Source organism: Cupriavidus sp. SS-3 (assembly GCF_035818815.1).
In the GTDB taxonomy this organism is placed as follows: domain Bacteria; phylum Pseudomonadota; class Gammaproteobacteria; order Burkholderiales; family Burkholderiaceae; genus Cupriavidus; species Cupriavidus taiwanensis_C.
This window is the reverse complement of record NZ_JAYLVT010000017.1, coordinates 25,534-50,151: the sequence shown is the minus strand read 5'-3', so window position 1 is coordinate 50,151 and position 24,618 is coordinate 25,534. Positions and strand designations below refer to the sequence as shown.

Annotated in this window: 21 protein-coding genes; 13 read left to right on the top strand and 8 right to left on the bottom strand. The window is 67.5% G+C overall.

All coding sequences use genetic code 11. The features are described from left to right. Positions 1-14: 14 nt before the first annotated feature. A complete protein-coding gene (locus tag U9J39_RS22390; protein ID WP_326348107.1) occupies positions 15-1,208 on the bottom strand; it encodes a flavin-dependent monooxygenase in 1,194 nt (397 codons plus the stop codon). A gap of 199 nt (positions 1,209-1,407) precedes the next feature. Beyond that, positions 1,408-2,559, bottom strand: a complete 1,152-nt coding sequence (locus tag U9J39_RS22385; protein ID WP_092311592.1) for an LLM class flavin-dependent oxidoreductase — start codon at positions 2,557-2,559, stop codon at positions 1,408-1,410. 207 nt (positions 2,560-2,766) lie between these two features. Here U9J39_RS22385 and U9J39_RS22380 point away from each other — a divergent pair, with 207 nt between their 5' ends. After that, complete coding sequence (locus U9J39_RS22380; protein ID WP_115712482.1) at positions 2,767-3,111, top strand: VOC family protein; 345 nt, start codon at positions 2,767-2,769, stop codon at positions 3,109-3,111. 9 nt (positions 3,112-3,120) lie between these two features. Here the strand turns inward: U9J39_RS22380 and U9J39_RS22375 are convergent, their stop codons facing one another. Next, positions 3,121-4,305, bottom strand: a complete 1,185-nt coding sequence (locus U9J39_RS22375; protein WP_025583301.1) for a helix-turn-helix transcriptional regulator — start codon at positions 4,303-4,305, stop codon at positions 3,121-3,123. 420 nt (positions 4,306-4,725) lie between these two features. Here U9J39_RS22375 and U9J39_RS22370 point away from each other — a divergent pair, with 420 nt between their 5' ends. Genes U9J39_RS22370 through U9J39_RS22360 form a run of 3 tightly spaced genes read left to right on the top strand, consistent with a single transcriptional unit; the run spans position 4,726 to position 7,638 of the window. Next, positions 4,726-5,541 (top strand): SDR family NAD(P)-dependent oxidoreductase, encoded by an 816-nt coding sequence (locus U9J39_RS22370; RefSeq protein ID WP_326348106.1) that lies wholly within the window; start codon positions 4,726-4,728, stop codon positions 5,539-5,541. Between the two features lie 25 nt (positions 5,542-5,566). Further along, positions 5,567-6,541: an alpha/beta hydrolase gene (locus U9J39_RS22365; protein ID WP_326348105.1), complete on the top strand. Its 975-nt coding sequence runs from the start codon at positions 5,567-5,569 to the stop codon at positions 6,539-6,541. After that, positions 6,538-7,638, top strand: coding sequence for a 3,4-dihydroxy-2-butanone-4-phosphate synthase (locus tag U9J39_RS22360; protein ID WP_326348104.1), 1,101 nt, complete (start codon positions 6,538-6,540; stop codon positions 7,636-7,638). Before U9J39_RS22365 ends, U9J39_RS22360 begins: the two co-directional genes overlap by 4 nt. Here U9J39_RS22360 and U9J39_RS22355 read toward each other — a convergent pair. The 4 genes from U9J39_RS22355 to U9J39_RS22340 all read right to left on the bottom strand — a co-directional run bounded on the left by U9J39_RS22355 (position 7,613) and on the right by U9J39_RS22340 (position 11,939). Beyond that, positions 7,613-8,608, bottom strand: a complete 996-nt coding sequence (locus U9J39_RS22355; protein WP_326348103.1) for an acetyltransferase — start codon at positions 8,606-8,608, stop codon at positions 7,613-7,615. The genes U9J39_RS22360 and U9J39_RS22355 overlap by 26 nt on opposite strands. Positions 8,609-8,627: 19 nt before the next feature. Continuing rightward, on the bottom strand, positions 8,628-9,419 hold the full coding sequence (locus U9J39_RS22350) for an SDR family oxidoreductase (protein WP_115712477.1): 792 nt from the start codon (positions 9,417-9,419) through the stop codon (positions 8,628-8,630). Positions 9,420-9,645: 226 nt separating this feature from the next. Beyond that, positions 9,646-10,833 carry a sulfotransferase family protein gene (locus U9J39_RS22345; RefSeq protein ID WP_326348101.1) on the bottom strand — a complete coding sequence of 396 codons (1,188 nt, stop codon included), beginning with the start codon at positions 10,831-10,833 and terminating at the stop codon, positions 9,646-9,648. After that, positions 10,830-11,939 carry a DUF1214 domain-containing protein gene (locus U9J39_RS22340; RefSeq protein ID WP_326348100.1) on the bottom strand — a complete coding sequence of 370 codons (1,110 nt, stop codon included), beginning with the start codon at positions 11,937-11,939 and terminating at the stop codon, positions 10,830-10,832. The genes U9J39_RS22345 and U9J39_RS22340 overlap by 4 nt, the downstream gene beginning before the upstream one ends. Here U9J39_RS22340 and cysD point away from each other — a divergent pair. From cysD to U9J39_RS22305, 7 genes are all read left to right on the top strand, one after another. Next, the gene (gene cysD, locus U9J39_RS22335; RefSeq protein WP_326348099.1) at positions 11,821-13,047 is read left to right on the top strand and encodes a sulfate adenylyltransferase subunit CysD; all 1,227 of its coding nucleotides are present in this window, start codon (positions 11,821-11,823) and stop codon (positions 13,045-13,047) included. The genes U9J39_RS22340 and cysD overlap by 119 nt on opposite strands. Further along, complete coding sequence (gene cysN, locus U9J39_RS22330; RefSeq protein ID WP_326348097.1) at positions 13,047-14,969, top strand: sulfate adenylyltransferase subunit CysN; 1,923 nt, start codon at positions 13,047-13,049, stop codon at positions 14,967-14,969. The genes cysD and cysN overlap by 1 nt, the downstream gene beginning before the upstream one ends. Positions 14,970-15,227: 258 nt before the next feature. Continuing rightward, entirely contained in the window at positions 15,228-16,367 is a 1,140-nt protein-coding gene (locus tag U9J39_RS22325; RefSeq protein ID WP_326348096.1) for a helix-turn-helix transcriptional regulator, read from the top strand. Between the two features lie 351 nt (positions 16,368-16,718). Beyond that, the gene (locus U9J39_RS22320; protein WP_326348095.1) at positions 16,719-16,964 is read left to right on the top strand and encodes a hypothetical protein; all 246 of its coding nucleotides are present in this window, start codon (positions 16,719-16,721) and stop codon (positions 16,962-16,964) included. 159 nt (positions 16,965-17,123) lie between these two features. Beyond that, entirely contained in the window at positions 17,124-17,687 is a 564-nt protein-coding gene (phaP, locus tag U9J39_RS22315; protein WP_115712465.1) for a TIGR01841 family phasin, read from the top strand. Between the two features lie 62 nt (positions 17,688-17,749). Further along, entirely contained in the window at positions 17,750-18,493 is a 744-nt protein-coding gene (phbB, locus tag U9J39_RS22310) for an acetoacetyl-CoA reductase (RefSeq protein WP_326348158.1), read from the top strand. A gap of 72 nt (positions 18,494-18,565) precedes the next feature. Next, positions 18,566-19,129 (top strand): J domain-containing protein, encoded by a 564-nt coding sequence (locus U9J39_RS22305; RefSeq protein WP_326348094.1) that lies wholly within the window; start codon positions 18,566-18,568, stop codon positions 19,127-19,129. A gap of 64 nt (positions 19,130-19,193) precedes the next feature. Here the strand turns inward: U9J39_RS22305 and U9J39_RS22300 are convergent, their stop codons facing one another. After that, positions 19,194-20,108 (bottom strand): LysR family transcriptional regulator, encoded by a 915-nt coding sequence (locus tag U9J39_RS22300; RefSeq protein ID WP_326348093.1) that lies wholly within the window; start codon positions 20,106-20,108, stop codon positions 19,194-19,196. A 96-nt stretch (positions 20,109-20,204) separates the two neighbouring features. Between U9J39_RS22300 and U9J39_RS22295 the strand changes: the two genes are divergently transcribed. Together U9J39_RS22295 and U9J39_RS22290 are read left to right on the top strand one after the other, a co-directional pair. Further along, the gene (locus U9J39_RS22295; RefSeq protein WP_326348092.1) at positions 20,205-23,624 is read left to right on the top strand and encodes a molybdopterin-dependent oxidoreductase; all 3,420 of its coding nucleotides are present in this window, start codon (positions 20,205-20,207) and stop codon (positions 23,622-23,624) included. A 31-nt stretch (positions 23,625-23,655) separates the two neighbouring features. Next, positions 23,656-24,600: an ornithine cyclodeaminase family protein gene (locus U9J39_RS22290; RefSeq protein ID WP_326348091.1), complete on the top strand. Its 945-nt coding sequence runs from the start codon at positions 23,656-23,658 to the stop codon at positions 24,598-24,600. The last annotated feature ends 18 nt before the right edge of the window (positions 24,601-24,618 follow it).

Below are 24,618 nucleotides of genomic sequence, written 5' to 3'. Positions count from 1 at the left end.
CGTGCCGGTGCGGCTCAGATGAAAAAGTCCGTGTTGGCGCGGCCCATCATCACGCCGCCCAGGTTCTGGCCGAAGCGGTCCAGGTTGTTGGCGTAGTGGGCGCGCGCCGCATGCAGGTCGAGGAAGCGGCGCACCATCGGGTTGCTGTGGTAGATGCCGTTGCCGCCGGCGTAGCGCAGCAGGCCGTTGGCCAGCTCCGCACAGCGCTGCGCCACCTGCGCGGACTGGAAGCGGAAATGCAGGCGTCGCGGCGTGTCGACCTGGCCGCCGTCGCGCGCCACGGCCAGCAGCTCGTCGAAGTTGCGCTCCAGGATGGTCCGCATCTCGTCGATGGCGACCTGCGCGCTGGCGCACGCCATCTGCGCGCCGCCGTCTTCCGCGGTCTTGCCGCCGCCGTTGCTGCTGACGCGGCCGTCGGCATAGGCGACGAAGTCGTCCAGCGTGCCTTCCAGCGCGCCGATGCAGGCGGTGCAAACCGCGCGCACGAAGATCTGCGCGAACGGCAGCCGGTACAGCGGCACGTCATTGACGGCCAGCCCCGGGCTCGTTCCCATGGCGCCGTCTACGGCGCGGTGAGTGCGGTAGTCGGGCACGAACACGTCGTCGACCACGATGTCGTGGCTGCCGGTGGCGCGCAGGCCCAGCACGTCCCAGTTGCGCACGATCTTGTAGTCCGAGCGCGGCAGCAGGAAGGTGCGGTAGTCATAGGCGCCGCCCGGCTCGGCGGGGGGCACCAGGCCACCCAGGAAGATCCAGTCGCACAGTTCGCTGCCGCTGGAGAACTTCCAGTGGCCGGAGAAGCGGTAGCCGCCCTCCACCGGCGTGACCTTGCCGACCGGCATGTAGGTCGAGGCGATCAGCGTGGCGGGATCGTTGCCCCACACTTCCTGTTGCGCGCGTTCGTCGAACAGCGCCAGCTGCCAGTTGTGCACGCCGACCACGCCGTAGACCCAGGCGGTGGACATGCAGCCGCGGGCCAGCGCCATCTGGATGCGGAAGAAGGTTTGCGGGTCCAGCTCATAGCCGCCGTGGCGGCGCGGCTGCAGCACCTTGAAGAAGCCCGCGGCCTGCATCTCGGCAATGGTCTCGGCGGGGATGCGCCCGTCGGCCTCGGCCTGCGCGGCGCGCTGGGCCAGCGCCGGGATCATCTGCTCGGCACGCGCGATCAGGCGCGCGGCCAGTTCCTTGGGATGGTTGTCGTGATGCACCGCGGTCTCCTTGTTGGCCTGGTTTTGTGGCTGGCATCGATGTTTGCACCGGCGCGGCGGCGTGCCATCGTCTGTTGGGACTAGCTGTTATCGCGAACGCGCGCGTGCGATTTCGTGGATGCGCCGGCCCTCACCCCCGCCCCTCTCCCGCAAGCGGGAGAGGGGAGCAAACCGCCAGCAAGCCAAACGCTTCCACGAATCAAGCCAGCGCCCGCAGCTTCCGCCCCTGCTTGCGGAAATGCGGAATCACGTGTTCGCCGATATTGCGGATGGTCTCCAGCTGCGCCCACTGCGGCACCGTGCCCATCTGGCAGATAAACAGGATTTCATCGGCGCCCGCATCGATCAGCCGCTGCACGTAGCCGATGCAGTCTTCCACCGTGCCGTAGGCGTGGTTGGGGTTCAGCATCATCATCGACGGATCGCTGAAGTCCACCGATACCTTCTCCGACGCGAACTTCGTGTTGATCACCGCCTTGCCCTGCGCATCGGTGGCCGTGACATGCTCGTCGTCCCACGCCGACGGATCGGGACGCTCGCCGCCGGCATACCAGTACGACAGCGACTCCATGAAATAGCGCTGCCCCTTGATGCCGATCTTGCGCGCGGCCAGGCCGTCTTCCAGCACGATGGTCGGGCACAGCGCCGCCAGGTGCTGGTGCGGGCGGAAGCCCACCTGGTCCTCCGGCTTGCGCGTTTCCCACGCGGCGCGGTAGATCTCGTTTTTCTTGGCGACATCCTCGGGGCCACCGAAGCCCAGCACCAGCGCGCCCATGCCGCGCGCGCCGGCGCGCTGCAGCGTGTCGGCGTTGGTGCAGGCCAGGTACATCAGCGGGTGCGGGTCCTGGCGCGGCTTCGGGTGGATCGGGCGGCGCGGGATCTTGATGAACTCGCCGTCGTGCTCGATCTCGTCCTGCGTCATGATCTTCGGGATCAGGTACATCGATTCGTCGATCATCGGATGCAGGCTGTTCAGGTCGTAGCCGAAGGTGCCGGCCTCCTGCTGGGTGCCGCCCTTGCCCACGCCGAAGTGCACACGGCCGCCCGACAGAATGTCGAGCGTGGCGATGCGCTCGGCGACCTTCACCGGATGATTCATCGCCGGCGGCAGGCACACCACGCCGTGGCCGATGCCGATGCGCTGCGTGCGTCCGGCGACGAAGGCCAGGAACGTCTCCGGCGCGCTCATGTGCGCGTAGTTGGTCAGCGCGGTGTGTTCGACCGCCCAGACCACGTCGAAGCCCATGTCCTCGGCCAGCACCACCTGTTCCATGATTTCATCGAACACCTTGTGGTCGCCGGCGCGCGAGGCATCGACGGTCTGGGCTTCATAGATCAACGAAAAACGCATTGCAGTCCCCTCTCGCTTTGTCGGTACAAGACCGCATCCGGGGCACTGCGAGGCGCTGCGCCTTGGGCCGGAAGCGGCCTGCGTGATCGCAGTGTGGTCGGCGCAAGACGTCGCAACATCGTCTGATTGGATTATGAGCCGCGCCGGGCGCGTCCCTATCATGGGCACCGGGCATACCGCCCGCGCCTATCGAAAGGAACCGACACCATGCAAGCCAGGCTGCTGCTTTACCCCGTTGCGGACATCGACGCCGCGTTGCCGTTCTTCACCGAAGCACTGGGACTGCCGGTGAAGTTCCGCGATGGCGACCGCTATTGCGCGCTCGATGCGGGCGCGCTGACGCTGGCGCTGGTGGCCGGCGAGGAACGGCTGGTGGACCAGCCGGCGCTGGCCTTCAAGGTGGATGAGGGGGACGATATTGCCGCCGCGATCACGCGGCTGGTGGCAGCTGGCGCCACGGTGGCGCAGCCTGCGACGCAGGGGCCGCATGAGACGCGCGCGGTATTGCGCGCCCCCGAGGGCTTTGCGCTGGTGCTCAGCGCAAAGCCCTGACGTCTTGCTTTAGCCCAGCGAAATCACGCTGCTCAGCAGCATGCGCACCAGCGTGGCCTGGCGGGTCACGCCGGTCTTGGAGAAGATGGCGCGCAGGTGCGCGCGCGCCGTGTTCTTGCTGATGCCGAGTTCGTCCGCGGCTTCATCGAGCGTCAGGCCGTTGGCCAGCTGCAGCGCCAGCTGCGTCTCGGCGGGGGTGAAGTCGAACAGCTGGCGCACCACGTCGTGCGAGGCCTGCGAGCGGCGCTCGGGGTCGCGGATAAAGACCACGCAGGCGGGGCGCTTGCGGTTGTCCTCGGACCACTCGCTCAGCGGAATGGTGCGGATCAGCACGCCCAGCCTGGCGCTGCCGGAAGGGCGCGTGATCGACATCGCTTCCATCAGCGCCGGCGCGGTGCCAAGGTGGCCCATCATGGCCTGGCGCAGCAGGCGCTGGAACTTGCGGTTCTCCTGGCCGTACTCGACATCCAGCCCGCCCTTGGCGACGCGGATGCCGTCCTTGGCGCCGAGGATCTCGTCGGCGGCGGCATTGGTCTTGATGATGGTGCCCGACTCGTCCAGGATCACCATGCCCACCAGCATGCGGTCGATGGCGCTGGCGTAGACGGTACGTTCGGACTCGACCACGTCCAGGCGCGAATGCAGGTCCACCGCGCGCTTCAGGTGCGGCAGCAGCGAGGTGCACAGCGCCTTGTCCGCGGCGGAAAAATCGGGACCGTCATGGTCGCGGCACACGCGGAAGCGGCATTCCACGCCGTCGTCGGTGCGCAGGTCGGCGCCGAGGATATAGCGGATGCCGACGTCCTTGAGGAACTGCAGGTACAGCTCGCTCTTGCACCACACGCCGTGCCCCAGGTGCTCGTCGATCGTCACCACGCGGTCCGACGGCAGCCCGATGAAGGGATCCAGCGCGTAGTAGTAGTTGTTGTAGGAGGTCTCGCCCGGCAGCGTCGAGCCATGCTCGGAGGCGTTGATCATCAGCCCGGGACGGTCCGTGGCCGGCGAGCGCAGGATCAGCGTGGCGTAATTGGCATTGAGCTGGCGCCGGATCTGCTCCAGTGCCTTGCCCCATGGCACCTGCTCCATCGGGCCCTGGTAGATATTGCCCAGCAATGCGCTGAACTCCGACAGCGACACCGTCGCCTGCGCGAACAGGTGTGCGGCCGCCTGGCTCTGGCTAACCTCCATCAGCATTTCCTCTGTCTCCATTGTGGCGTGCGCAGCGCTCCGGACGAGCCGGGCCGCTGGCTTGTGCGGGCTCTGTGGCCCTTTTTTTGTGCCCCGATTATAGGGACGGCAAAGGGGCCGCGGCTTGCCCCCCGCCTTCATGGTTTGCCCTAGGCAGCCCGGCCGCACGTGCTGGCCGCACATTGCTGGCCGCACACGCTGGCCGGACTAGTCCCGCGGGACAGGCCCATCGTCACGCGGCGGCGGCGCAAACACATACTCCAAACAGACTAAGGACAGACCCATGCCCGCCCGCCAAGGGCAAACCCCTATGCAACCGGTAGCGCAGCGGCATCCCACCCAAACAGACGATGCCCGCGCGCGGCGCCGCGGCTACAAGGAGCCATGCGCGGCGATCGACGCCGCGGTTTTCAGGAGACTTCCACCATGGCGGCAAATCCGCGGCAGCAGGCCGCAGTCATCACCGGCGCGGCCGGCGGCATCGGGCTGGGGCTGGCAAAGGCGCTGGCCGCGCAAGGCTATGCGCTGGCGCTGGCCGATATCGATGCCCAGGCGCTCGAAGCGGCACGCGCGGCGCTGGCACGCAACGGCGCCACCGTCGTCGCCGTGCCCACCGACGTAGCCGACGCGCGGCAGATCGCGCACCTGTGCGACGAGAGCTTCCGGCAACTGGGCCGTGTCGACCTGCTGTTCAACAACGCCGGCATACTCGCCACCGGCCGCTGCTGGGAACTGCCCCCCGAAGTGTTCGACAAGGTGATGCGCGTCAACCTGTGGAGCGTGCTGCATGCGCTGCGCTGCTTCGTGCCGCGCATGGCGGCGCAGGGTTCGGGCCATATCGTCAACGTGGCGTCGATGGCGGGACTTGCCGTCGGGCCATGGCTGGCGCCCTACACGCTGTCCAAGCAGGGCGTGGTGGCGCTGAGCGAAGGGCTGGCGCTGGAGCTGCAGGCGGCGGGCCTGCCGATCAAGGTGTCGGTGGTCTGCCCGGGCCCGGTTGCCACCGGCATCGCAGCGGACCTGGACGGCGCCGCGCCGCAGGAGGTGCACCAGATGAACGGCGCGCTGCGCACCGGCATCGCCGCCGGCCTGACGCCGGACCAGGCCGCGCGCGTGATCCTCGACGGCGTATCGGCCGGCCAGTTCTGGATCCTGCCGCACGAACAGGCCGCGCACGCGGCGCTGGCGCGCGCGCAGGGCATTGCCGCCGGCAGCGCGCCGTCGTTTGCGATGCAGGCCTGATTTCCACAGCCGTCCAGGAGACACCATGCCGCTCGATCCCCAGGCCCGGGCCATGCTCGATGCCATGGCCGCCATGCCCAGCCCCGACTTCTCCACGCTGCGCGCCGCCGACTACCGCGCCGCGCTGGCGGCCATGCCCGGCTTCGCGCCAGGCGATTTCATCGCCGCGCAGCAAGACCTCACTCTCGACGGGCAGGCCGGTCCGCTGCAGGCGCGCCTGTACCGGCCCCATGCGCCCACTGAGGCCGACGGCAACGCTGCGTTGCCGCTAGTCATCTATTTCCACGGCGGCGGCTTCGTGCTGTGCGGCCTCGATTCGCACGACAACATCTGCCGCAGCCTGGCGCGCCGCAGCGGCGCGCTGGTGTTGTCGGTCGACTACCGCCTCGCGCCGGAGGCGCGCTTCCCGGCCGCCGCCGACGACGCCGTCGCCGCGGTACGCTGGGCCTCGGCGCATGCGGCGCAACTGGGTGCCGACCCATCCCGGCTGGCTGTCGCCGGCGACAGCGCCGGCGGCAACCTGGCCGCCGTGGCGTGCCAGCAGCTGCGCGGCAGCGGCATTTCGCTGCGGCACCAGCTGCTGCTCTATCCCTGGCTGGACTGCAGCGATGCCGCAACGAGCAGTGCCAGCTATCGCGCATGCGCGCAGGGCTATTTCCTCAGCGCCGCGGAACTGGCGTGGTATCGCGCCCAGTACCTGGCCACGCCCGCCGACGCCGGCGATGTCCGCGCCAGCCCGCTGCAACAGCGCGACCTGCGCGGCCTGCCGCCGGCCACCATCATCACCGCCGAATTCGATCCGCTGCGCGACCAGGGCGAGGCCTACGGCGAGGCGCTGCAGCGCGCCGGCGGCAATGCGGCCGTGCGCCGCTGGCCCGGCCAGATCCATGGCTTCGCCAGCATGCAAGGGGTGATGGATGCCGCCAGCCATGTGCTGGACGCGGCCGCCGCATCGCTGCGCCAGGCCTTCGGCGCAAGCAGCCGGCAGGAGGCAGCATGAGCACGGCCAACCTCCTGGCGCCGATGGCCGAAGGGCTGGCAGCGCTTGCCGCGGGCGAGCGCGTGTTGGTGCTCGAAGACGAGAGCGCGGAAGCCACCGGCTGCGTGCTGGTGGCCGCCGAGCGCGCCACCGAGGCCGACGTCAACTTCATGGCCGCCGAGGCGCGCGGCCTGGTTTGCATGGCCATCACCGAGGCGCGTCGGGCGCTGCTGCAGCTGCCGCCGATGGCTGCCGGCCAGCGCCAGCGCGAGCGCTACACGGTGTCGATCGAGGCCGCCAGCGGCGTCAGCACCGGCATCTCCGCCGCCGACCGCGCGCTGACGCTGCGCGTCGCGGCGGCGCCGCGCGCCCGGCCGCAGGACCTGGTCCAGCCTGGCCATGTCTTCCCGGTGGTGGCACAGCCGGACGGGGTGCTGCGCCGCGCGGGCTTTGCCGAAGCCTGTTCCGACCTGCCCCGGCTGGCCGGGCGCGTGGCGGCCGGGGCCTATGCGCTGGTGCTCGACGACGACGGCGAGCTGATGCGCGGACCGGCCCTGCTGGATTTCGCCCATCGCCACCGGCTGCCGGCGGTCTCGGTCAGCGCGCTGATCCACCACCGCCTGCTGACCGAGGGCGCACTGCGCCGCACCCGCTCGACCGAACTGGCCACGCCGTTCGGGCGCTTCACCGTGCACGCCTACCATGACGCGCCGGTGGATGCGCTGCACCTGGCGCTGGTGCTGGGCCAGCCCGACCCGCACACGCCGGTGCTGACGCGGGTGCAGGCAGTGGAGATGCAGCGCGACGTGCTGGCCTTCGGCACGCCCGCGCAGTCGGCATGGAACCTGGAGCGCTCGCTGGAGCGGATCGGCGCCGAGGGTTGCGGCGTGCTGGTGCTGCTGGATGAGCGCGAGTCGCCGCAGCAGCGGCTGGACCGGCTGAGCGCGCCGGCCGCCGCAGCGCCGGCGCCGGCCTTCGCGCAGCGCGCGCTCGGCGTCGGCGCGCAGATCCTGCGCGACGTGGGCGCGCACAAGCTGCGCCTGCTGAGCCATCCGGTGCCGTACCGCGCCGTCACCGGCTTCGACCTGGAGGTTACGGAGTTTGTCCCGCCGGGCTGAACGGCACGCCGAAGCAGTCGGCAAAGCGGCGCGTGAAGCGCTCCACGTCGGCGTCGGGCAGGTGGTTGATGCCGCCTGCCAGGCGCCGGCCGCCGCCGGTGTCGAAGCCGCGGCAGAAATCCGCCGCGCCGGTGGCACTGTGCGCCGGCACCCGCACGCTGACCGCAAAGCCGCCGCCGGACCTGGGCGATAGCAGGCCGATGGCATCGCCGGGACGCCCGCGCACCAGCTCGTTGGCGAGCACGCCGATCGCGCGCCGTGCCCACGGTGCATCGGGCAGCACCAGCAGCGCGGCGCCGGGCACCTCATGCATGGGCGAAAGGCGGCGCGCCCGGGCCATGTCGTCCTCGTAGCCCTCGCACAGCAGGGTGTAGGTGGCGCACTGCGCGGCGAAGTCCAGAGGGTCGGAAAAGGGCAGCATGTGCTGCGCGAGTTCGGCGGGATCGCAATGCAGGTCGGCCACGCACTCGCCGTACGCGTTGTAGTTCAGGCAGGTGCCGAGCCGTTCCAGCACCGCGGTCTGGCCCGGGTCCAGGCCGAGTTGCGCCGCCATCGCGCGCGCCACCTCGCCGAGGTTGTCGCCAAAGGCCGCGGTGACCGCCCAGCGCCGGTGGCGCCCGCCCAGGTGGCGGTCGACCAGGATGCTGGTGCAGACCTGCGCCGCCTCGTCGATATGCGCGCGCAGGCCGGCATGCGAGGGCACGTTGCCGGCGTGGTGGTGGTCGAAGTAGTCCACCTCCACCCCGGCGTCGAGCAGCCGCAGCAGGCCATCGCGGTTCTGGTCGAGCGAGATGTCGAGCGCGGTCACAGTATCGCCGGCGCGCGCGTCGATGCGCTCGAGCAGCCGGATATCGCGCTTGACGCCGGTAACCAGCGTGGCGTCGCTGGCGTGCGAACCACCGGCCAGGCGCAGTTGCTGCAGCGCGCACAGGCCGTCGGCGTCGCCGTTGAAGGCAAAGTAGCTTGTCATGGCATGCGGTGCTGTGGGCTCAGGGCATGAAATCGCCACCATTGGCGTCCAGCGAGGCGCCGGTGATGGCCCTGGCGTAGTCTGACACGAGAAACAGCGCAGCGCGCGCGCAGTCGTCGTCGGCCGGCATGCGGCCCAGCGCGATCTGTGCGGTCACCGGCGCGATCACCGCGTCTTCGCTAACGCCCTGCTCGGCGGCGGCGTGGCGCACATAGCCCTGCACCGGCGCGCCCCACATCCAGCCCATGAAGATGCTGTTGGCACGGATGCCATGCGGCCCCAGCTCGCGCGCCAGGTACTTGACCGCCACCGCCAGCGCGCCCTTGGATGCGGCGTAGCCGGATTCGCCCGGCATCGGCTTGCGCGTGGCCTGGGTGTTGATCATCACGATGGCGCCGCCGCCCTGCGGCTTCATCAGCGCCGCCACCTCCTGCGTCAGCGTCATGGTGCCGAAGACATTGGTGTCGAACACCTGGCGCCACACGTCCAGGTCGGCGGCTTCCACCGGCTCGGGGAAATTGCCGTGCTGGAAGGCGCTGTTGACCAGCGCGTCGATGCGGCCGAAGCGGCGCAGGGTCTCGTGGGCAAGGTGGCGCGACTGGGCGCGGTCGGTGATGTCGGTCACTACCTTCAGCACCTCGCAATCGGCGCCGAGGGCATCGATGCGGGCCTGGGCTTCGTCCAGTTTTGCCTCGGTGCGCGCGGCGATGGCCACGGCGCGGGCGCCTTCGCGCGCCGCTTCCACCGCCAGCTTGATGCCCAGGCCGGGGCCGATACCGGATACGATGACGATCTTGTCTTTCAGCAGCATGTTGGTGTCTCCTGGTTTGGTGGTCTTTAGAGCCTGTCAGAAAGGCCGGGTTGCTCCCCTCTCCCGCTTGCGGGAGAGGGGCGGGGGTGAGGGCAGGCGCTGGCAATAACGACGGCTTCTACTTCGTTGATATTCCCGCCCTCACCCCAACCCTCTCCCGCAGGCGGGAGAGGGAGTACGCAAGCGGGAGTTGGAAGGTCTGAGGTGATGAATTGCGCTGCACCGATCATCCGGGCGCCTGGCGGTTCAGGATGTGCCGCGCCCGATAACCGGCGAAATCACGTTCCAGCTGCGCCTGGCTCAGCCCGAACCGTTCCGGCGTATACGCATGCGCCGCGCGCTGGTTGCGCGGGTTGCTTTCCATCCAGGCCCACATGCCGGCGCGCGCGGCCTCGGTCAGCGGCATGCCGGCGAAGCGGTAGACCGCCTGCGCCACGCCGAACGGATCGCGCACCGTGTCCTCGAAGCGCACGTCGAGGAAGCGCTCGGCCGGCATGGCGTCGCGCACGGCCATGGCGTGATCGGTGCCGCGCCGCATCTGTTCGCTCCACTGGCGGCCGGCCGTGACCGGATCCGGATCGTCGGCGTACAGCTTCCACAGCGTATGCGCCATGCTGGCCATCGACGGGATGGTCTGCAGCGGATCGCGGTGGGTCAGCACCACCTGCGCGCCCGGGAACACCCGGAACAGCACCTCCAGGGTATGCAGGTGCTGCGGGGTCTTCAGCACCCAGCGCTGCGCCGGCACCGTCGAGGCCTGGCCGCGCTGGCGCTTCTGCCACTGCAGGAACTGCAGCATGGTCTTGAGGCAGGCATAGACCTCGGTATGGTCCTGCTGCGCCAGCCAGCCGGTATAGGCCGGCACATTGGCGTAGGAATCCATCGCGCACAGGAACGAATGCTCCATCAGCATGAATTCCTCGTCGGCGGCCATCGCGTCGAGCGGGTGGATGGCAAGGATGTCCGGGATGAACCGGATCATCTGCGCAACCTCTTCGCGCGCCGCGGCGATGCGCCGGCCGGGGTCGCGCACGTCCTCGCCCGGCAGCGGGGCCGGATAGCGGGTCTCCCACCAGGCCGCCGAACTGAAGCGCGCGTCGGTGGCCAGCATGCGCTGCAGCAGCGTGGTGCCGGTGCGCGGCAGGCCGACGATGACCAGCGGATCGTCCACCGGCTCCTGCAGGATCTCAGGATGGCGCCGGCAGTAGTCCTGGATCACCAGCCGGTTCACCAGCTGGGCCAGCAGCTTGCCTTGCAGCATCTGCGCGCCTTGCGCCGACAGGTTGGCCTCGCGTGACAGCGAATCCGACAGCACCCGCAGCGCCTCGCGATAGTTGCCCGGGCCGAAGTCGGCCAGGCCGCCGGCCTGCTCGCTCGCCTGCGCCAGCAGGCGTTCCACGTTGATGGCGTTCATGCCTTGTTCTCCCTGAGCGATGCAAGCCTGACCACGCGCGTGCGTGGATGCGACGGCTGCGCCGCGCCGACCCAGCGCCAGCACATGGTGCCGTTGTGATGGCCGGCGGTTTCCAGCCAGTTGGGCAGGCCCGGGTCGCGCGCGCTGAGGATCACCGTGACGCCGCCGTCGGCATTGAGCCGGGCGCCGTGCTTGTTGAGGCAGATGTCGTGGTAGCGGTAGTCGAGCGATTCCATCCAGTAGTTGTTGATCTGGAAGTTCCAGAACTCGCACTCCGGCACCCGGTCGACCTCGACCACCAGCGCCTCGTCATCGGCGAGACGCCAGCTCGAGTGGTAGTAGAAGATGTTGGGATCGCCGCCCGCGGCCTGGCACACCGCCTGGTCCGCGGGCGGCAGCGCGTTGACATGGCCGCCGTAGCCTTCGGCCCAGTCGGCAAAGATGCGCGCGGTGCCCTCGACAAAACCGGCGGCGCGCAGCAGTCCGGCATGCAGGCGCTCCGCGCTCAGCGCGGGCGGCTTGCCGTTGGCATCGATACGCTCGATCTGCAATTGCGCCGGCGTCTCCGCCTTGCGATCGAGAAAGGTCTGGCGCACCACCAGCGCATTGGTGGCCGGCTCCATGCGCACCCAGTTGCCCGGCTGCGGCTCGGCGCTTAGCGTGATCTCGAAACTGCCGTCCGGCTCCACGGCAAGCTTGTTGCTGTCGACAAAGCCGGTCTGGACCATGCGTCCGTCGGTTTCATAGCCGCCCTTCTGCGCGCCGAAGCTCAGGTACGCGACCGTGCCGCGCCGGCCACGGATGCGGTACGCCGCGCTGCCGTCCAGGCGCGCGTAGCGGTACAGGTTGTCCGGATTGTCGGCGCCGATCTTGGCGGTCTCGTGCGAGGGCGAAAAGAAGCCCGGGAACGCCGGATCGGCAAATTCCACATGCATCTCCAGCGCAATGCGCAGCAGGCGGCTCAGGTAGCGGAACCCTTCGGCGCGCGTGAGCGCGTCCGCCGGCGCTTCCGGGCGCAGGATCTGCTGCCCGCTGCGCTTGAGCACGTCGCAAAACTCGGCCCAGGTCTGGCCGCTCAGCAATTGGTCTTCGGCGGAGGTCGCCATCTGCCTGCTCCCGTGGTTGGTCGGCGCAGCAACGATACCCAGCGCGGGGCGGCGCCTTCCTCGTCCGGGTGGACTAGGAAATGCGCGCCGCGGTCCGCGATTTCTTAGTCCGCCCGGACGAAGTGGCGCAGGGCCCCGGCTCGCTACCTTTTGCCCATGCCAGGCGGCCGCACAACCCTGCGCGGCACCGGCAAACCAAGAGGAGACCCCGATGTTGACCCACCTGGAGCAACTGGAGGCGGAGAGCATCCACATCATGCGGGAGGTGGTGGCGGAATGCGAAAACCCCGTCATGCTCTATTCGATCGGCAAGGACAGCGCGGTGATGCTGCACCTGGCGATGAAGGCCTTCCATCCCGCGCGGCCGCCGTTCCCGCTGCTGCATGTCGATACCACGTGGAAGTTCCGCGAGATGATCGCGTTCCGCGACCAGACCGCGGCCCGGCTAGGCCTGGACCTGCGCGTGCACATCAACCCCGAAGGTCTGGCGCGCAATATCAGCCCGCACGAACACGGCTCGGCCGTCCATACCGACGTGTGGAAGACGCAGGGCCTGAAGCAGGCGCTGGACCACTACGGCTTCGACGCGGCCTTCGGCGGCGCGCGCCGCGATGAAGAGAAATCCCGCGCCAAGGAGCGCGTGTTCTCGGTGCGCACCGCGCAGCACCGCTGGGACCCCAAGATGCAGCGCCCCGAACTCTGGCGCCAGTACAACACGCGCAAGCGCAAGGGCGAGAGCCTGCGCGTGTTCCCGCTGTCGAACTGGACCGAGCTCGATATCTGGCAATACATCTACCTGAACCAGATTCCCATCGTGCCGCTGTACTTCGCCAAGGAACGGCCAGTGGTTGAGCGCGACGGCACGCTGATCATGGTCGATGACGAGCGCCTGCCGCTGCGCCCTGGTGAAACGCCGCAACTGCGCAAGGTGCGCTTCCGCACGCTCGGCTGCTACCCGCTCACCGGCGCCATCGAGAGCGAGGCCGACACGCTCGGCGGCATCATCCAGGAAATGCTGCTGGCGACCACGTCGGAGCGCCAGGGACGGCTGATCGACAGCGATTCGGCCGGTTCGATGGAGAAGAAAAAGCAGGAGGGATACTTCTGATGGAAACCCTGATCGACAACGCGCCGGCAATGGCGCAACCCGGCGGCACGCAGGGCGAGATCGCGCAGTATCTGCGCGCCCAGCAACACAAGAGCCTGCTGCGCTTCATCACCTGCGGCAGCGTCGACGACGGCAAGAGCACGCTGATCGGCCGGCTGCTGTATGAATCGAAGATGCTGTTCGAAGACCAGCTGGCCCAGCTCGAGGCCGACTCGAAGAAGATGGGCACGCAGGGCGAGAACCTGGACTTTGCGCTGCTGGTGGACGGCCTGGCCGCCGAGCGCGAACAGGGCATCACCATCGACGTGGCCTACCGCTTCTTCGCCACCGACAAGCGCAAGTTCATCGTCGCCGACACCCCCGGGCACGAGCAATACACGCGCAACATGGTCACCGGCGCCTCCACCGCCGACCTGGCCATCCTGCTGGTCGATGCGCGCCGCGGCGTGCAGACGCAGACACGGCGCCACAGCTACCTGGTGGCCACCCTCGGCATCCGGCGCGTGGTGCTGGCCGTCAACAAGCTGGACATGGTGGATTACTCGCGCGAAGTCCATACGCGCATCGAGAAGGAATACCGCGAGTTCGCGCGGCAGATCGGGCTGACCGATATCGTCTGCATCCCGATGTCCGCGCTGCGCGGCGACAATATCACCGCGCCCAGCGCCAACACCCCGTGGTACCAGGGCCCGACGCTGATGGACCACCTGGAGAGCGTGCCGATCGACCACGTGCCCGCGCAGGACGAGTCGTTCCGGCTGCCGGTGCAGTGGGTCAACCGCCCCAACCTGGACTTCCGCGGCTTTGCCGGCACCGTCAGCGCGGGCGTGATCCGGCGTGGCGACCGCGTGCGCGCCCTGCCCTCCGGCCGCGAAAGCCGCGTCACCGGCATCGTCGGCGCCGGCGGCGAATGCGACCACGCCATGCGCGGCCAGGCGGTGACGCTGACCCTGGCCGACGAGATCGACGTCAGCCGCGGCGACGTGCTGGCCTGCGCCGAAGACCCGCCCGCGGTGGCCGACCAGTTCGAGGCCACGCTGGTATGGATGAACGAGGACGCCATGCTGCCCGGACGTCCTTACCTGCTCAAGCTGGGCACGCGCACTGTGGGCGTGACGGTGGCGCAGCCCAAGTACAAGGTCAACGTCAACACGCTGGAGCACCTGGCCGCGCGCACGCTGGAGCTGAACGAGATCGGCGTGTGCAACCTGCACCTGGACCAGCCGGTGGCGTTCGACCCGTACGCGCGCAACCGCGAGCTGGGCGGCTTCATCCTGATCGACCGCCTGACCAACAACACGGTCGGCGCCGGCATGCTGCACTTTGCGCTGCGCCGGGCGCAGAACGTCCACTGGCAGGCGATCGACGTCGACCGCCGCGCGCATGCCGCGCTCAAGCACCAGTCGCCGCGCATCGTCTGGTTCACCGGGCTGTCCGGCGCGGGCAAGTCCACCATCGCCAACCTGGTGGAAAAGCGCCTGCACGCGCTGGGCCATCACACCTACCTGCTCGATGGCGATAACGTGCGCCATGGCCTGAACAAAGACCTGGGCTTCTCCGAAGCGGACCGCATCGAGAACATCCGGCGCGTGGCGGAAGTGGCCAGGCTGATGCTGGACGCCGGGCTGATCGTGCTGGTGTCGTTCATCTCCCCCTTCCGCTGCGAACGCGAGATGGCGCGCGCGCTCGCCGGCGACGGCGAGTTCATCGAGGTCTTCATCGACACGCCGCTGGCGGTGGCCGAGCAGCGCGACCCCAAGGGCCTGTACCGCAAGGCGCGCCGCGGGGAGCTGAAGAACTTCACCGGCATCGACTCGCCCTACGAGCCGCCCGAGCATCCGGAAATCCGCATCGACACCACCGGCGACAGCGCCGAGCAGGCGGCGGAGCGGATCGTCGCATGGCTTAGGGACAGGCCCTAGGCTGAACGGACGATGAGGCGGCGGTGGGGGTGGGTACGATGGGCGAGACCGGGTTTATCCCTGGAAAACCGACCGCGCCCGCCTGAACCCGTGCGCTTGCATCGCCGGCTGGGTGCTCCCTCTCCCGCTTGCGGGAGAGGGTTGGGGTGAGGGCGGGCGCGTCGACGAAGTGCAGGCCGTCGGCATTGCCAGCGCCTGCCCTCACCCCCTGCCCCTCTCCCGCAAGCGGGAGAGGGGAGCAAACCGCCGCTCTGCCACATGCCGCCAGACCCGTTGCCCGCCGCCGAACTCAGCGCCCTCCTCGCCCAGCTCTATCAAGGCCCCACCGAACCCGTCCCCTGGGCCACCTTCCTCGAAAGCCTCCGCCAGCGCCAGGCCGCCGCCTTCGTCACGCTGGTGCTGCGCCACCCCGCCACCGACCGCCCCGGCCTGATCGTCAACGCCTCCGACTACGGTCCCCACCTGCCCGGCGAGCCGTCATACAGCGAGCAATACTATGCGCTGTGCCCCTTCCTGGACCTGCACCCCGACCGCCTCTTCAGTGCCGACGAACTGTTCGGCGAAGCCGGCTGGCTGGCGCATCCGTTCTACGTGCAATACCTGCAGCCGCTCGGCCTGCGCTACATCCTGGCCGCCAACCTGGTCACGCCGGATGGCGTCGAATGCGCGCTGTTCATCAGCCGCACCGCCGCGGGACAAGACTTCACCATCGCCGACAAGGCGCTGCTGCTCGACTTGCTGCCGCACCTGAAACGCGCGGTCGACCTGCATGCCGCGCTCGACGTGCTGGCCTCCGAACGGTCGCTCTACGCCGATGCGGTCGACCGCATGCAGGTGGGCACGGTCATCCTGGACGAACACGGCCGCTGCATCCGCAGCAACGACGTCGCCGGCCGCCTGCTGCGCGCCCGCGACGGCCTCTACCTGGCGGACGGCGCGCTGCACGCGCACTGCCCGATGGAAAACCGCAGGTTCCGCAAGATCCTGGAGAGCGCCGCACAGGCCCACGCGCTGGCCACGCCCCGCAGCGAAGTCACCACGCTCAGCCGGCCCGCCGCGCCCACGCCGCTGAGCGTGCTGGTGCGGCCCATTGCGCTCAGCTACCGCAGCGAGGACAAGGCCCGCCGCCCCGCGGTAGCGGTCTTCATCCGCGATCCCGCCGGTTCGCCGCGCAACACCCACGCCAGCCTGCGCAAGCTGTTCCACCTGACCCCCACCGAGATCGAGCTGGCCCTGCTGATGGTCGACGGGCTGACCCTCGATGAGGCCGCGGCGCGGCTGGGCGTGAAGAAGAACACGGCGCGGGCGCATTTGCGGGGGATCTTTGCCAAGACGGGGGCGACGCGGCAGGCGGTGCTGGTGAAGATGTTGTTGTCTAGTGTGGTGGGGATGGGGTGAAGGACGGCGGCCGGCCCGCTAGTGTCGGCGCAGCTCAAGCTTTGCGTTCGTCGCTGGCTTGCATGGTCGAACCGCGCCTGGCAAATCAACGACCGACCGGTCGGGCTAATAACCGACGGGGGATACCGCCCACATCGAAGCCCATGGGGACCAAAGCAGAAAATACCCTAGCCCGTCGACAAGAACATTGAAGCCCCGCTGATGGGCACCTAAGATGGAGCTTCTGGCGTGAGCGGCGAGCTTGCCCTTGCCCAGTCTGTGGTCTGCGATGACTGGACCTTCCGATCCAGGCGGACCTGCGGTGTAGTGTAGTCCCGTAGCAAGAAAAGACCTATAGCTTGGGAGACAACTGTGCTGAGTCATCATGAATTCGCCACGCTGGTCCTGGTGAACGACCACTCCGACGCCACCGAACTGGACGACGCAGACATGCAGGCGCTGCTTGAAAAGCAGTTCATCACGCTCGAGCGTCTCGGGCCAACCCTTGCGCACCCGCAAGTCACGATTCAAGGCTACGCCTTTCTCAAGGCGGTCGGTCGTGTTCGCGCAAGCGACGGCAAGGCACGCCAGCAAGCCGCCTTCCGACCATCGCTTTAACCCCTTGCGAGCTGTCGACTGCCTCGGCCTGCTTTCGCGGCAAGGGGCAGCCGGCCTTGCCAAGGCGGGCATGGCAATCGTCGTGCCTTGACCCTCCGCTCCGCGCTGCACGGGTCTCGCACATCGTTGCGGGGGGCGGAATTTACCTGGAGACGCGAAATGACAAAGTGGTCCCCTGAGCAAATCAGCAAGCTTCAGATCACCGGCATCGACGCCTGGGCCGGGCTGGCCAGCAAGTCGCTGGATTGCATCGCCAGGTTGGTGGACCTGAACCTGCAGACCATGAAAACGACGCTGGAAGACGGGCAGGAATGCGCCAGGAAGGCCTTGTCGACCAAAGACACGCAAGCACTGGTTGCACTGCAGGCGGAATTGTTCCAACCCACGGCCGAAGCGATGCTGGCGTATCGACGCCGTGTGCAAGAGATTCTTGCCGATGCCCAGGCAAACGTCGAAAAGGTGCTGGAGGTGCAATACGCCACCGGCAAGCGCGAGGTGCAGGGATTCATGGAAACCGCGCTGAGCCACGCACCGGCAACCTCGATGACGCCTTTTGCCGCCTGGCAGGAGGCGCTCGAGGCCACGACCGCGCTCTTTGATTCCATGCAGGCCACGGCAACGCAGGCGATGCAGATGGCCGGGAGCAGCTTCGATGCTGCCGCCGAAGCCACGTCCAAGGGCGCACGACGCCGCCCTGCACCCGCCCCGCACACGGCGGGTTGATGCCGCTGCGCAAAGGCGACGTACCGAACCCGGCGAATTTCCAGACTCAGGGGATGCGAGACATGACGAAAAGAATCGCCATCGTGACAGGTGGCATGGGCGGGCTTGGCGAAGCGATCAGCATCCGGCTACAGGACGCGGGCTGCACCGTCGCCGTCACGCATTCACATGGCAACAGCGGCGTCGACGCCTGGCTGGCCAGAATGGAAGAAGGCGGCAGAAAATTCCATGCCTATCCCGTGGACGTTGCCGACTACGAATCGTGCCAGCTATGTGTTGCGGCCATTCACGAGGAACTGGGCCCCACTGATATTCTGGTCAACAACGCCGGTATCACCCGCGATGCCAGCTTCAGGAAGATGGACCGGGTCAATTGGGACGCGGTCATCCGGACCAACCTCGACTCGGTGTTCAACATGACCAAGCCGGTGTGCGAAGGCATGGTCAGGCGCGGCTGGGGCCGCATCATCAATATCGCGTCGATCATTGGTTCCAAGGGCGGCTTCGGACAAACCAATTACGCAGCGGCCAAGGCCGGCATGCATGGATTCACCAAATCGCTGGCGCTCGAAGTGGCCAGGAACGGCGTCACGGTCAATACCGTGTCGCCGGGCTTTATCGCCACCAAAATGGTGACGGCGGTCCCTCAGGAGATCCTGGACACCAAGATCATTCCGCAGATCCCCGTCGGCCGCCTGGGCGAGCCGGAGGAAGTGGCGGCCTTGATCGCCTATCTTTGCTCGCATGAGGCTGGCTTCGTGACCGGAGCAAACATAGCGATCAATGGGGGACAGCATTTGCAGTGAAGTTGACCGGCGTTCGGGACCGGGCCGGCGTGCTAGCATGGACGCCTTCGCCCTCCTCCCGCCCCGCTTCCCATGACCACGCTCTACGCGACGCTTGGCGTACAGGCCGATGCCACCCTGGATGAGATCAAGCTTGCCTATCGCCGTGCGGCAATGAAATGGCATCCGGACCGCAATCCCGGTCGCGAAGCCGAAAGCCATGCCGCCTTCCAGCAGATTCGCGATGCCTATTCGATCCTGTCCGACGCCGAGCAGCGCCAGGTCTACGACGAAGTCTTCGAACGCGAAATGCGCCGCTGGGAAGCCGAGCACGCAGCACAAGAGGCCGAGGAACGCCAGGCACAGGAGCAGGCGAGACGCGTCGCGCAGGAGCATTACGAGAAGATGGTTGCCATCGCGATGCGCTATGCCGACGCAGGGCATTCGCGCGACGTCCTGTTCGGCATCCTGCTGGGCAAGGACTGCGAGACGGAGCTCGCCGGACGAATTGCCGACAGCGTTCATGCACTGCATCAGTCGCGCCACGCATGCGCCGAACGCGAGGCCGTAGCGCCGGCGGATGCCAGCACGGCGCGTACGGAAATGCCCGTCAACGCGTTCGAGGCATTCTGGCAGGGGCTGTTCAGGTTTCGATAGCAAGATCGCAGGCAGGCCGACGCTGATGCACAGGCCGGCGGACGACGCCGCGCAAGCCATTGCGCTAGCTCATTACCTCGAATAGCGCCACGCGCAGAAATTCCCTCACCGCGTCCATCTTCGCATCCGCATCCGCACCCCGTTCCAGCCGCCAGATCAGCCCCACGTCCATCGAAGGCACGCGATCGGTCAGGCTGCGCCGCAAGATGCGCTGTCCCTCCAGCGACCACGGCCGGTAGACGAGGTCCGACAGGATCGAGACGCCGCGACCCGACGCGACCAGGCTGCGCACCGCCTCGATCGAGCAGCTCTGCAGGCGGACACTGGGCGTGAGCCCGTATTGCCCCCAATATTTGACCACCGTGGCGATGTGCTCGTCCATGTCGAGCAAGATGTAGTCATGCCGCGCCACGTCCGACAGGCTGATCTGTTCCTGCTGCATCAGAGGGTGATCCGGATGCCCCCAGAGCTGGCGCGGGGAACGCAGCAGCGTTTCGCAGCCGACATGGTGCATCTCGGGCAGGTTCGAGACCAGCAGCAGGGCCAGGTCGAGCTTGCCGGCCTGGATCTCGGCTTCGATTTCGTCGCGAGGTCGTTCCAGAATCTCCAGGTCCAGCCGCGGAAACTTTTGCTCCAGCGCAGGCAGCAATTTGGGAAGGACATAGGCCGTGATGGTTTCGGTGACACCCACCCGGATCGAGCCTACCATTGCCGCCGGACTCACTGCGGCCGCGTTTACGGCCTCCCGCACCGCCACGTCGATCTGCTGGGCGTGGCGCAGAAAGCGGATGCCGGCAGCGGTCAGCTTTACGCCTGCAGCGTGCCGCGAAAACAGCGGCGCCCCCACTGCCTCCTCCAGGGCCTTCAGCGAGGCGGTCATAGAGGACTGGGACACATGGCATCGCTGTGCCGCTCGCGACACCTGCCCGGTCTCTGCGATCGCCACGAAGTGCTGTATTTGCTTCAACGTTGGTAGCATCGATTTCTTCGATATTGCAAAGTCAAAACTATGAATTAGCTATATCGCTCCATGCTAGCTAGCATCCAGTACGAGTACAAGTTGTTGGAAGCAGCGATGAGCGAAGTGGAAAAGAAGGGGTTTTGCACGTTGTGCCGTTCCCGTTGCGGAACCATCAACGTGGTCGACGGCGATACCCTGGTCGCCGTGCGGCCAGACGGCAGCCATCCAACCGGCCATGCGATATGCCTGAAAGGCAAGGCAGCGCCTGAACTGGTGCACAGCCGCGACCGGATTCTGCATCCCATGCGCAGGACCAACCCGAAGGGCGCGGCCGATCCTGGCTGGGTGCGCATCTCTTGGGATGAGGCGCTGGACGAGATCGCCGCGCGGCTGGTGCAGACACGCGCAACGCTGGGCGCCGAGTCGGTGGCGTTCGCGGTGACCACTCCCAGCGGCACCCCTTTGTCCGACAGCATCGACTGGATCGAGCGTTTCGTGCGCCTCTATGGCAGCCCCAACATCTGCTACGCCACCGAAATCTGCAACTGGCACAAAGACTTTGCGCACGCCTTTACCTTCGGCTGCGGCACGCCGACCGCGGATTACCGCAATGCGGAGCTGATCCTGCTCTGGGGCCATAACCCGACCAACACCTGGCTCGCGCAGGCCGAAGCCATTGGCGCTGGCCGTGCCGCGGGCGCGAAACTGATGGTCGTCGACCCGCGCCGTACCGCCCTGGCCAACGACGCCGACCAGTGGCTGCGCGTCAGGCCTGGCAGCGACGCCGCACTGGCGATGGCGCTGGCCAACCTGTTGATCGAGGCCAACGCTTTCGATATTGCATTCGTCAGGCAATGGACCAACGGTCCGCTGCTCGTTCGCCAGGACACCGGCGCCTTCCTGCGCGGAGGCGATATCGGCCTCGACGATGCAGAGAGCCTGTTGGTGTGGGACGCGCAGCAGCGCCAGGCGGTGCCGGCTGCCCGCGCGCGCGCCAACCCGGAGCACATCGCGCTGCGCGGAACATTTGCCGTCGCGCTTGCAAGCGGCCATGACAAAGCAATGGTGCCGTGCCAGCCGGCATTCGAACTGTATGCGGCGGAATGCGCGCGCTTTTCGGCCGAACGCGCGTCGGCGCTGACGTCGATCCCCGAGGGCGAGATCCGCAGCGCGGCAAGCATGCTCGGGACTGCCACGCGCATCGCCTATCACGCCTGGTCCGGTGTCGGCCAGCACGAAAACGCGACGCAGACCGAGCGCGCGATCGCCTGTCTCTACGCGCTGACTGGCAGCATCGACCGCCGCGGCGGCAATCGCATCTATCGCAAGCCGCCGTTCAATGCCGTCAGCCGGTTCGACCTGCTGCCGCCCGAGCAGGCACAAAAGACGCTGGGGCTGGGCGAACGCCCGCTTGGGCCGCCAGCGCAGGGCTGGGTCACAGCGCGGGACCTGTACCGCGCGATCACCGAGGAGAAGCCGTATGCGGTGACCTCGCTGGTCGCCTTTGGCACGAATCTGCTGCTGTCGCAGCCCGACGTGGCCATGGGCGCGCAGGCACTGCGCAATCTGTCCTTCTACGTCCATTGCGACCTGTTCGAGAACCCGAGCGCGCAATACGCCGACATCTTGCTGCCCGTGAACACCCCGTGGGAGCGCGAGGGCCTGCGCATCGGCTTCGAGGTCGGCGCCGATGCCGAGCAGCTCGTCCAGTTGCGGCAGCGCATGGTTGCTCCGCGCGGCGAGTCGCGCTCGGACAACGACATTGTTTTCGCGCTGGCAGCGCGCATCGGGCTGAAGGATGAATTCTTCGGCGCCAGCCTGGACGCGGGCTGGGACCATATGCTCGCGCCCATGGGCCTGACGGTATCGGCGCTGCGCCGCGCGCCGGAAGGAATCCGCGTGCCGGTCGCGGACGTGGAAATGAAGTACCGCGACGACACCACAGGCCGTCCCTTCAACACGCCCACCGGGCTCGTCGAATTGTATTCGGAGCGGCTGCTCAAGCATGGCTACGCCGCGCTGCCCGGTATGCCGGCGCTCGCGGACGAGCAGCAGGCGGGTGCGTTTCCGTTCTGGCTCACCTCGGCGAAGAACGGCTACTACTGCCATAGCCAGCACCGCAGCGTCGCGTCCCTGCGGCGCAAGGCAATGCGGCCGCGGCTGGATATTTCGACCGAAGCAGCCGCGCAACTCGGCATTTGCAGCGGAGATGCGGTCCGGGTCACGACATCATCCGGCAGTGCCGTGTTTACCGCGCAAACCGACCCCGGGCTACATCGCGCCGTGCTGGTCGGCGAGTACGGCTGGTGGCAGCGCTGCGATGCCATGGGACAGGACGCGATCCCTGCATTCGGCGACGACAGTGCCAACTTCAACGGACTGATCGACGCCAGCCGGCAGGACCCGATCAGCGGTTCGTCACCGTTGCGCTCCTACCGCTGCACGGTGGAGCGAGATCCGGCATTCGATATACGGCGCCGGCGCTGGGACGGCTTCCGCTCCTTTCGCGTAATTGCGCTGGACAAGGAAGCGAGCGATGTCACCACCGTGCAGATGGCGCCTGTCGACGGCGGGCTGTTACCCGATTTCATGCCGGGCCAGCACGTCACCATCAAGCTCTTCATCGGCGCCGACCGCGAGGAAGTGATCCGGTCCTACTCCCTGACCAGCCCCTCCGTGGTCGCCGACCGCCGGTGCTACACCATCTCGGTACGGCATGCGGTAACCCGGCTCGCAGATGGAGCAGTCACGACCGGCGTTGCCTCGTCCTTCATCCAACAGCGACTGGCGCTCGGCGATCTCGTCGAACTGCGTGCGCCGAGCGGCAACTTTGTCATGCCGACTCAGACAGCGAGGCCATTGGTCCTGCTTGCTGGCGGCATCGGTATTACGCCATTCATCGGCCTGCTCGAGACGCTGGCGAAGGCGCCGCACGCGCCTCGCATCCTGCTGTTGTACGCCAACCGCAACAGCGCCGCGCACGCCTTCAAACAGCGGCTGGGCGAACTGGTCGGACTCATCCCGACGCTATCCGTGGTCGATTTCTATGACGCGCCCGCTGACGGCGATGTCCTGGGCATCGACTTCCAGGTCAGCGGCCGGGTTTCCGCCGACTCCGTCCCGGAGGGCTGGCTTGCGTCGCGGCCGCTGATCTACATGTGCGGCCCCGTGGCGATGATGCACAACTTTGCCCAAGGGCTGGCCGCCAGGGGCGTGCCGCGCTTCGACATCCACAGCGAAATCTTCCGCTCACAAGCCAACGCTCGCATCGAAGCCGGCCAGGCCTTTCAGGTCCACTTCCGCCGCTCGCGTGTCTCGCACGCGTGGCGCTCCGAGCAAGGCCCGTTGCTTGGCTTTGCCGAGGCCCGTGGCATCCGTCTGCCGAGCGGCTGCCGGGTGGGTCAATGCGAGAGCTGCGCCGTACGGATCGTCTCCGGCTCGGTCCATCACATACACGGCGAGGCGCCCGATGACGCCCAGACATGCCTGGCGTGCCAGGCGGTGCCCGCCAGCGACCTGGTCCTCGACGCCTGAACTTTCAAACCAACCTTGCACGGATATCGCCATGCTGAACATCGACGGGCCGACCACCCGCGCCTCGCTGCCATTTGATCGTCTTATCCCCGCGCTGAAGCGTGCATTCGCCTCCGGTTGCGAGGTGCCGCTGCGGCATCACCATACGGTGTCCGCTACGCCTGACGCAGCGGGGACGCTGCTGCTCATGCCAGCCTGGAGTGCCGCCAGTGGCTACATGGGCGTCAAGACGGTATGCGTCTATCCCGGTAACAGCCTGCGCAAGCTGCCGGGACTCTATTCGACCTACTTGCTGTATCGCGTGGAAACCGGCCGGCCGCTCGCGCTGATCGACGGCAATGAAATCACGTCTCGACGGACCGCTGCGGCGTCGGCGCTTGCCGCCTCATATCTCAGCCGCACCGATGCCAGTTCGATGCTGGTGTTGGGCGCGGGGCGGGTGGCCAGCCTGCTTCCGTACGCGTACCGGGCCGTGCGCGACATCAGGCGTGTGGCGGTCTGGGATATCGACCCTGTGCAAGCGATCCGGATGGTCGAACAATTGCGCGCCGATGGGTTCGATGCCGAGGTCGCGGAGCGGATCGAGAGTGCGGTGTGCACCGCGGACATTATCAGCGCCGCGACGCTGTCCACCGAGCCGCTCATCCGGGGCGAATTCCTCCGCCCCGGCACCCACGTCGACCTGATCGGCAGCTTCACGCCCGCCATGCGCGAAGCGGATGAAGCCTGCTTCGCGAGCGCCTCGGTATTCGTCGACACCGACGAGGCGGCACTCAAGTCGGGCGACCTGCTGACTGCGCTTGCCAGCGGCACGCTTGCGCACGCCGATATCCGCAGCGACCTCGCCGGCTTGTGCCGGCGAGCGCATGCCGGCCGGCGCCTGGCCGATGAGATCACGGTGTTCAAGGCCGTGGGCACGGCACTGGAAGACCTCGCCGCGGCGGTCATGTGTTTTGAAGCCGTGGCCAACCACTAGAACAACAGGAACCTGCCA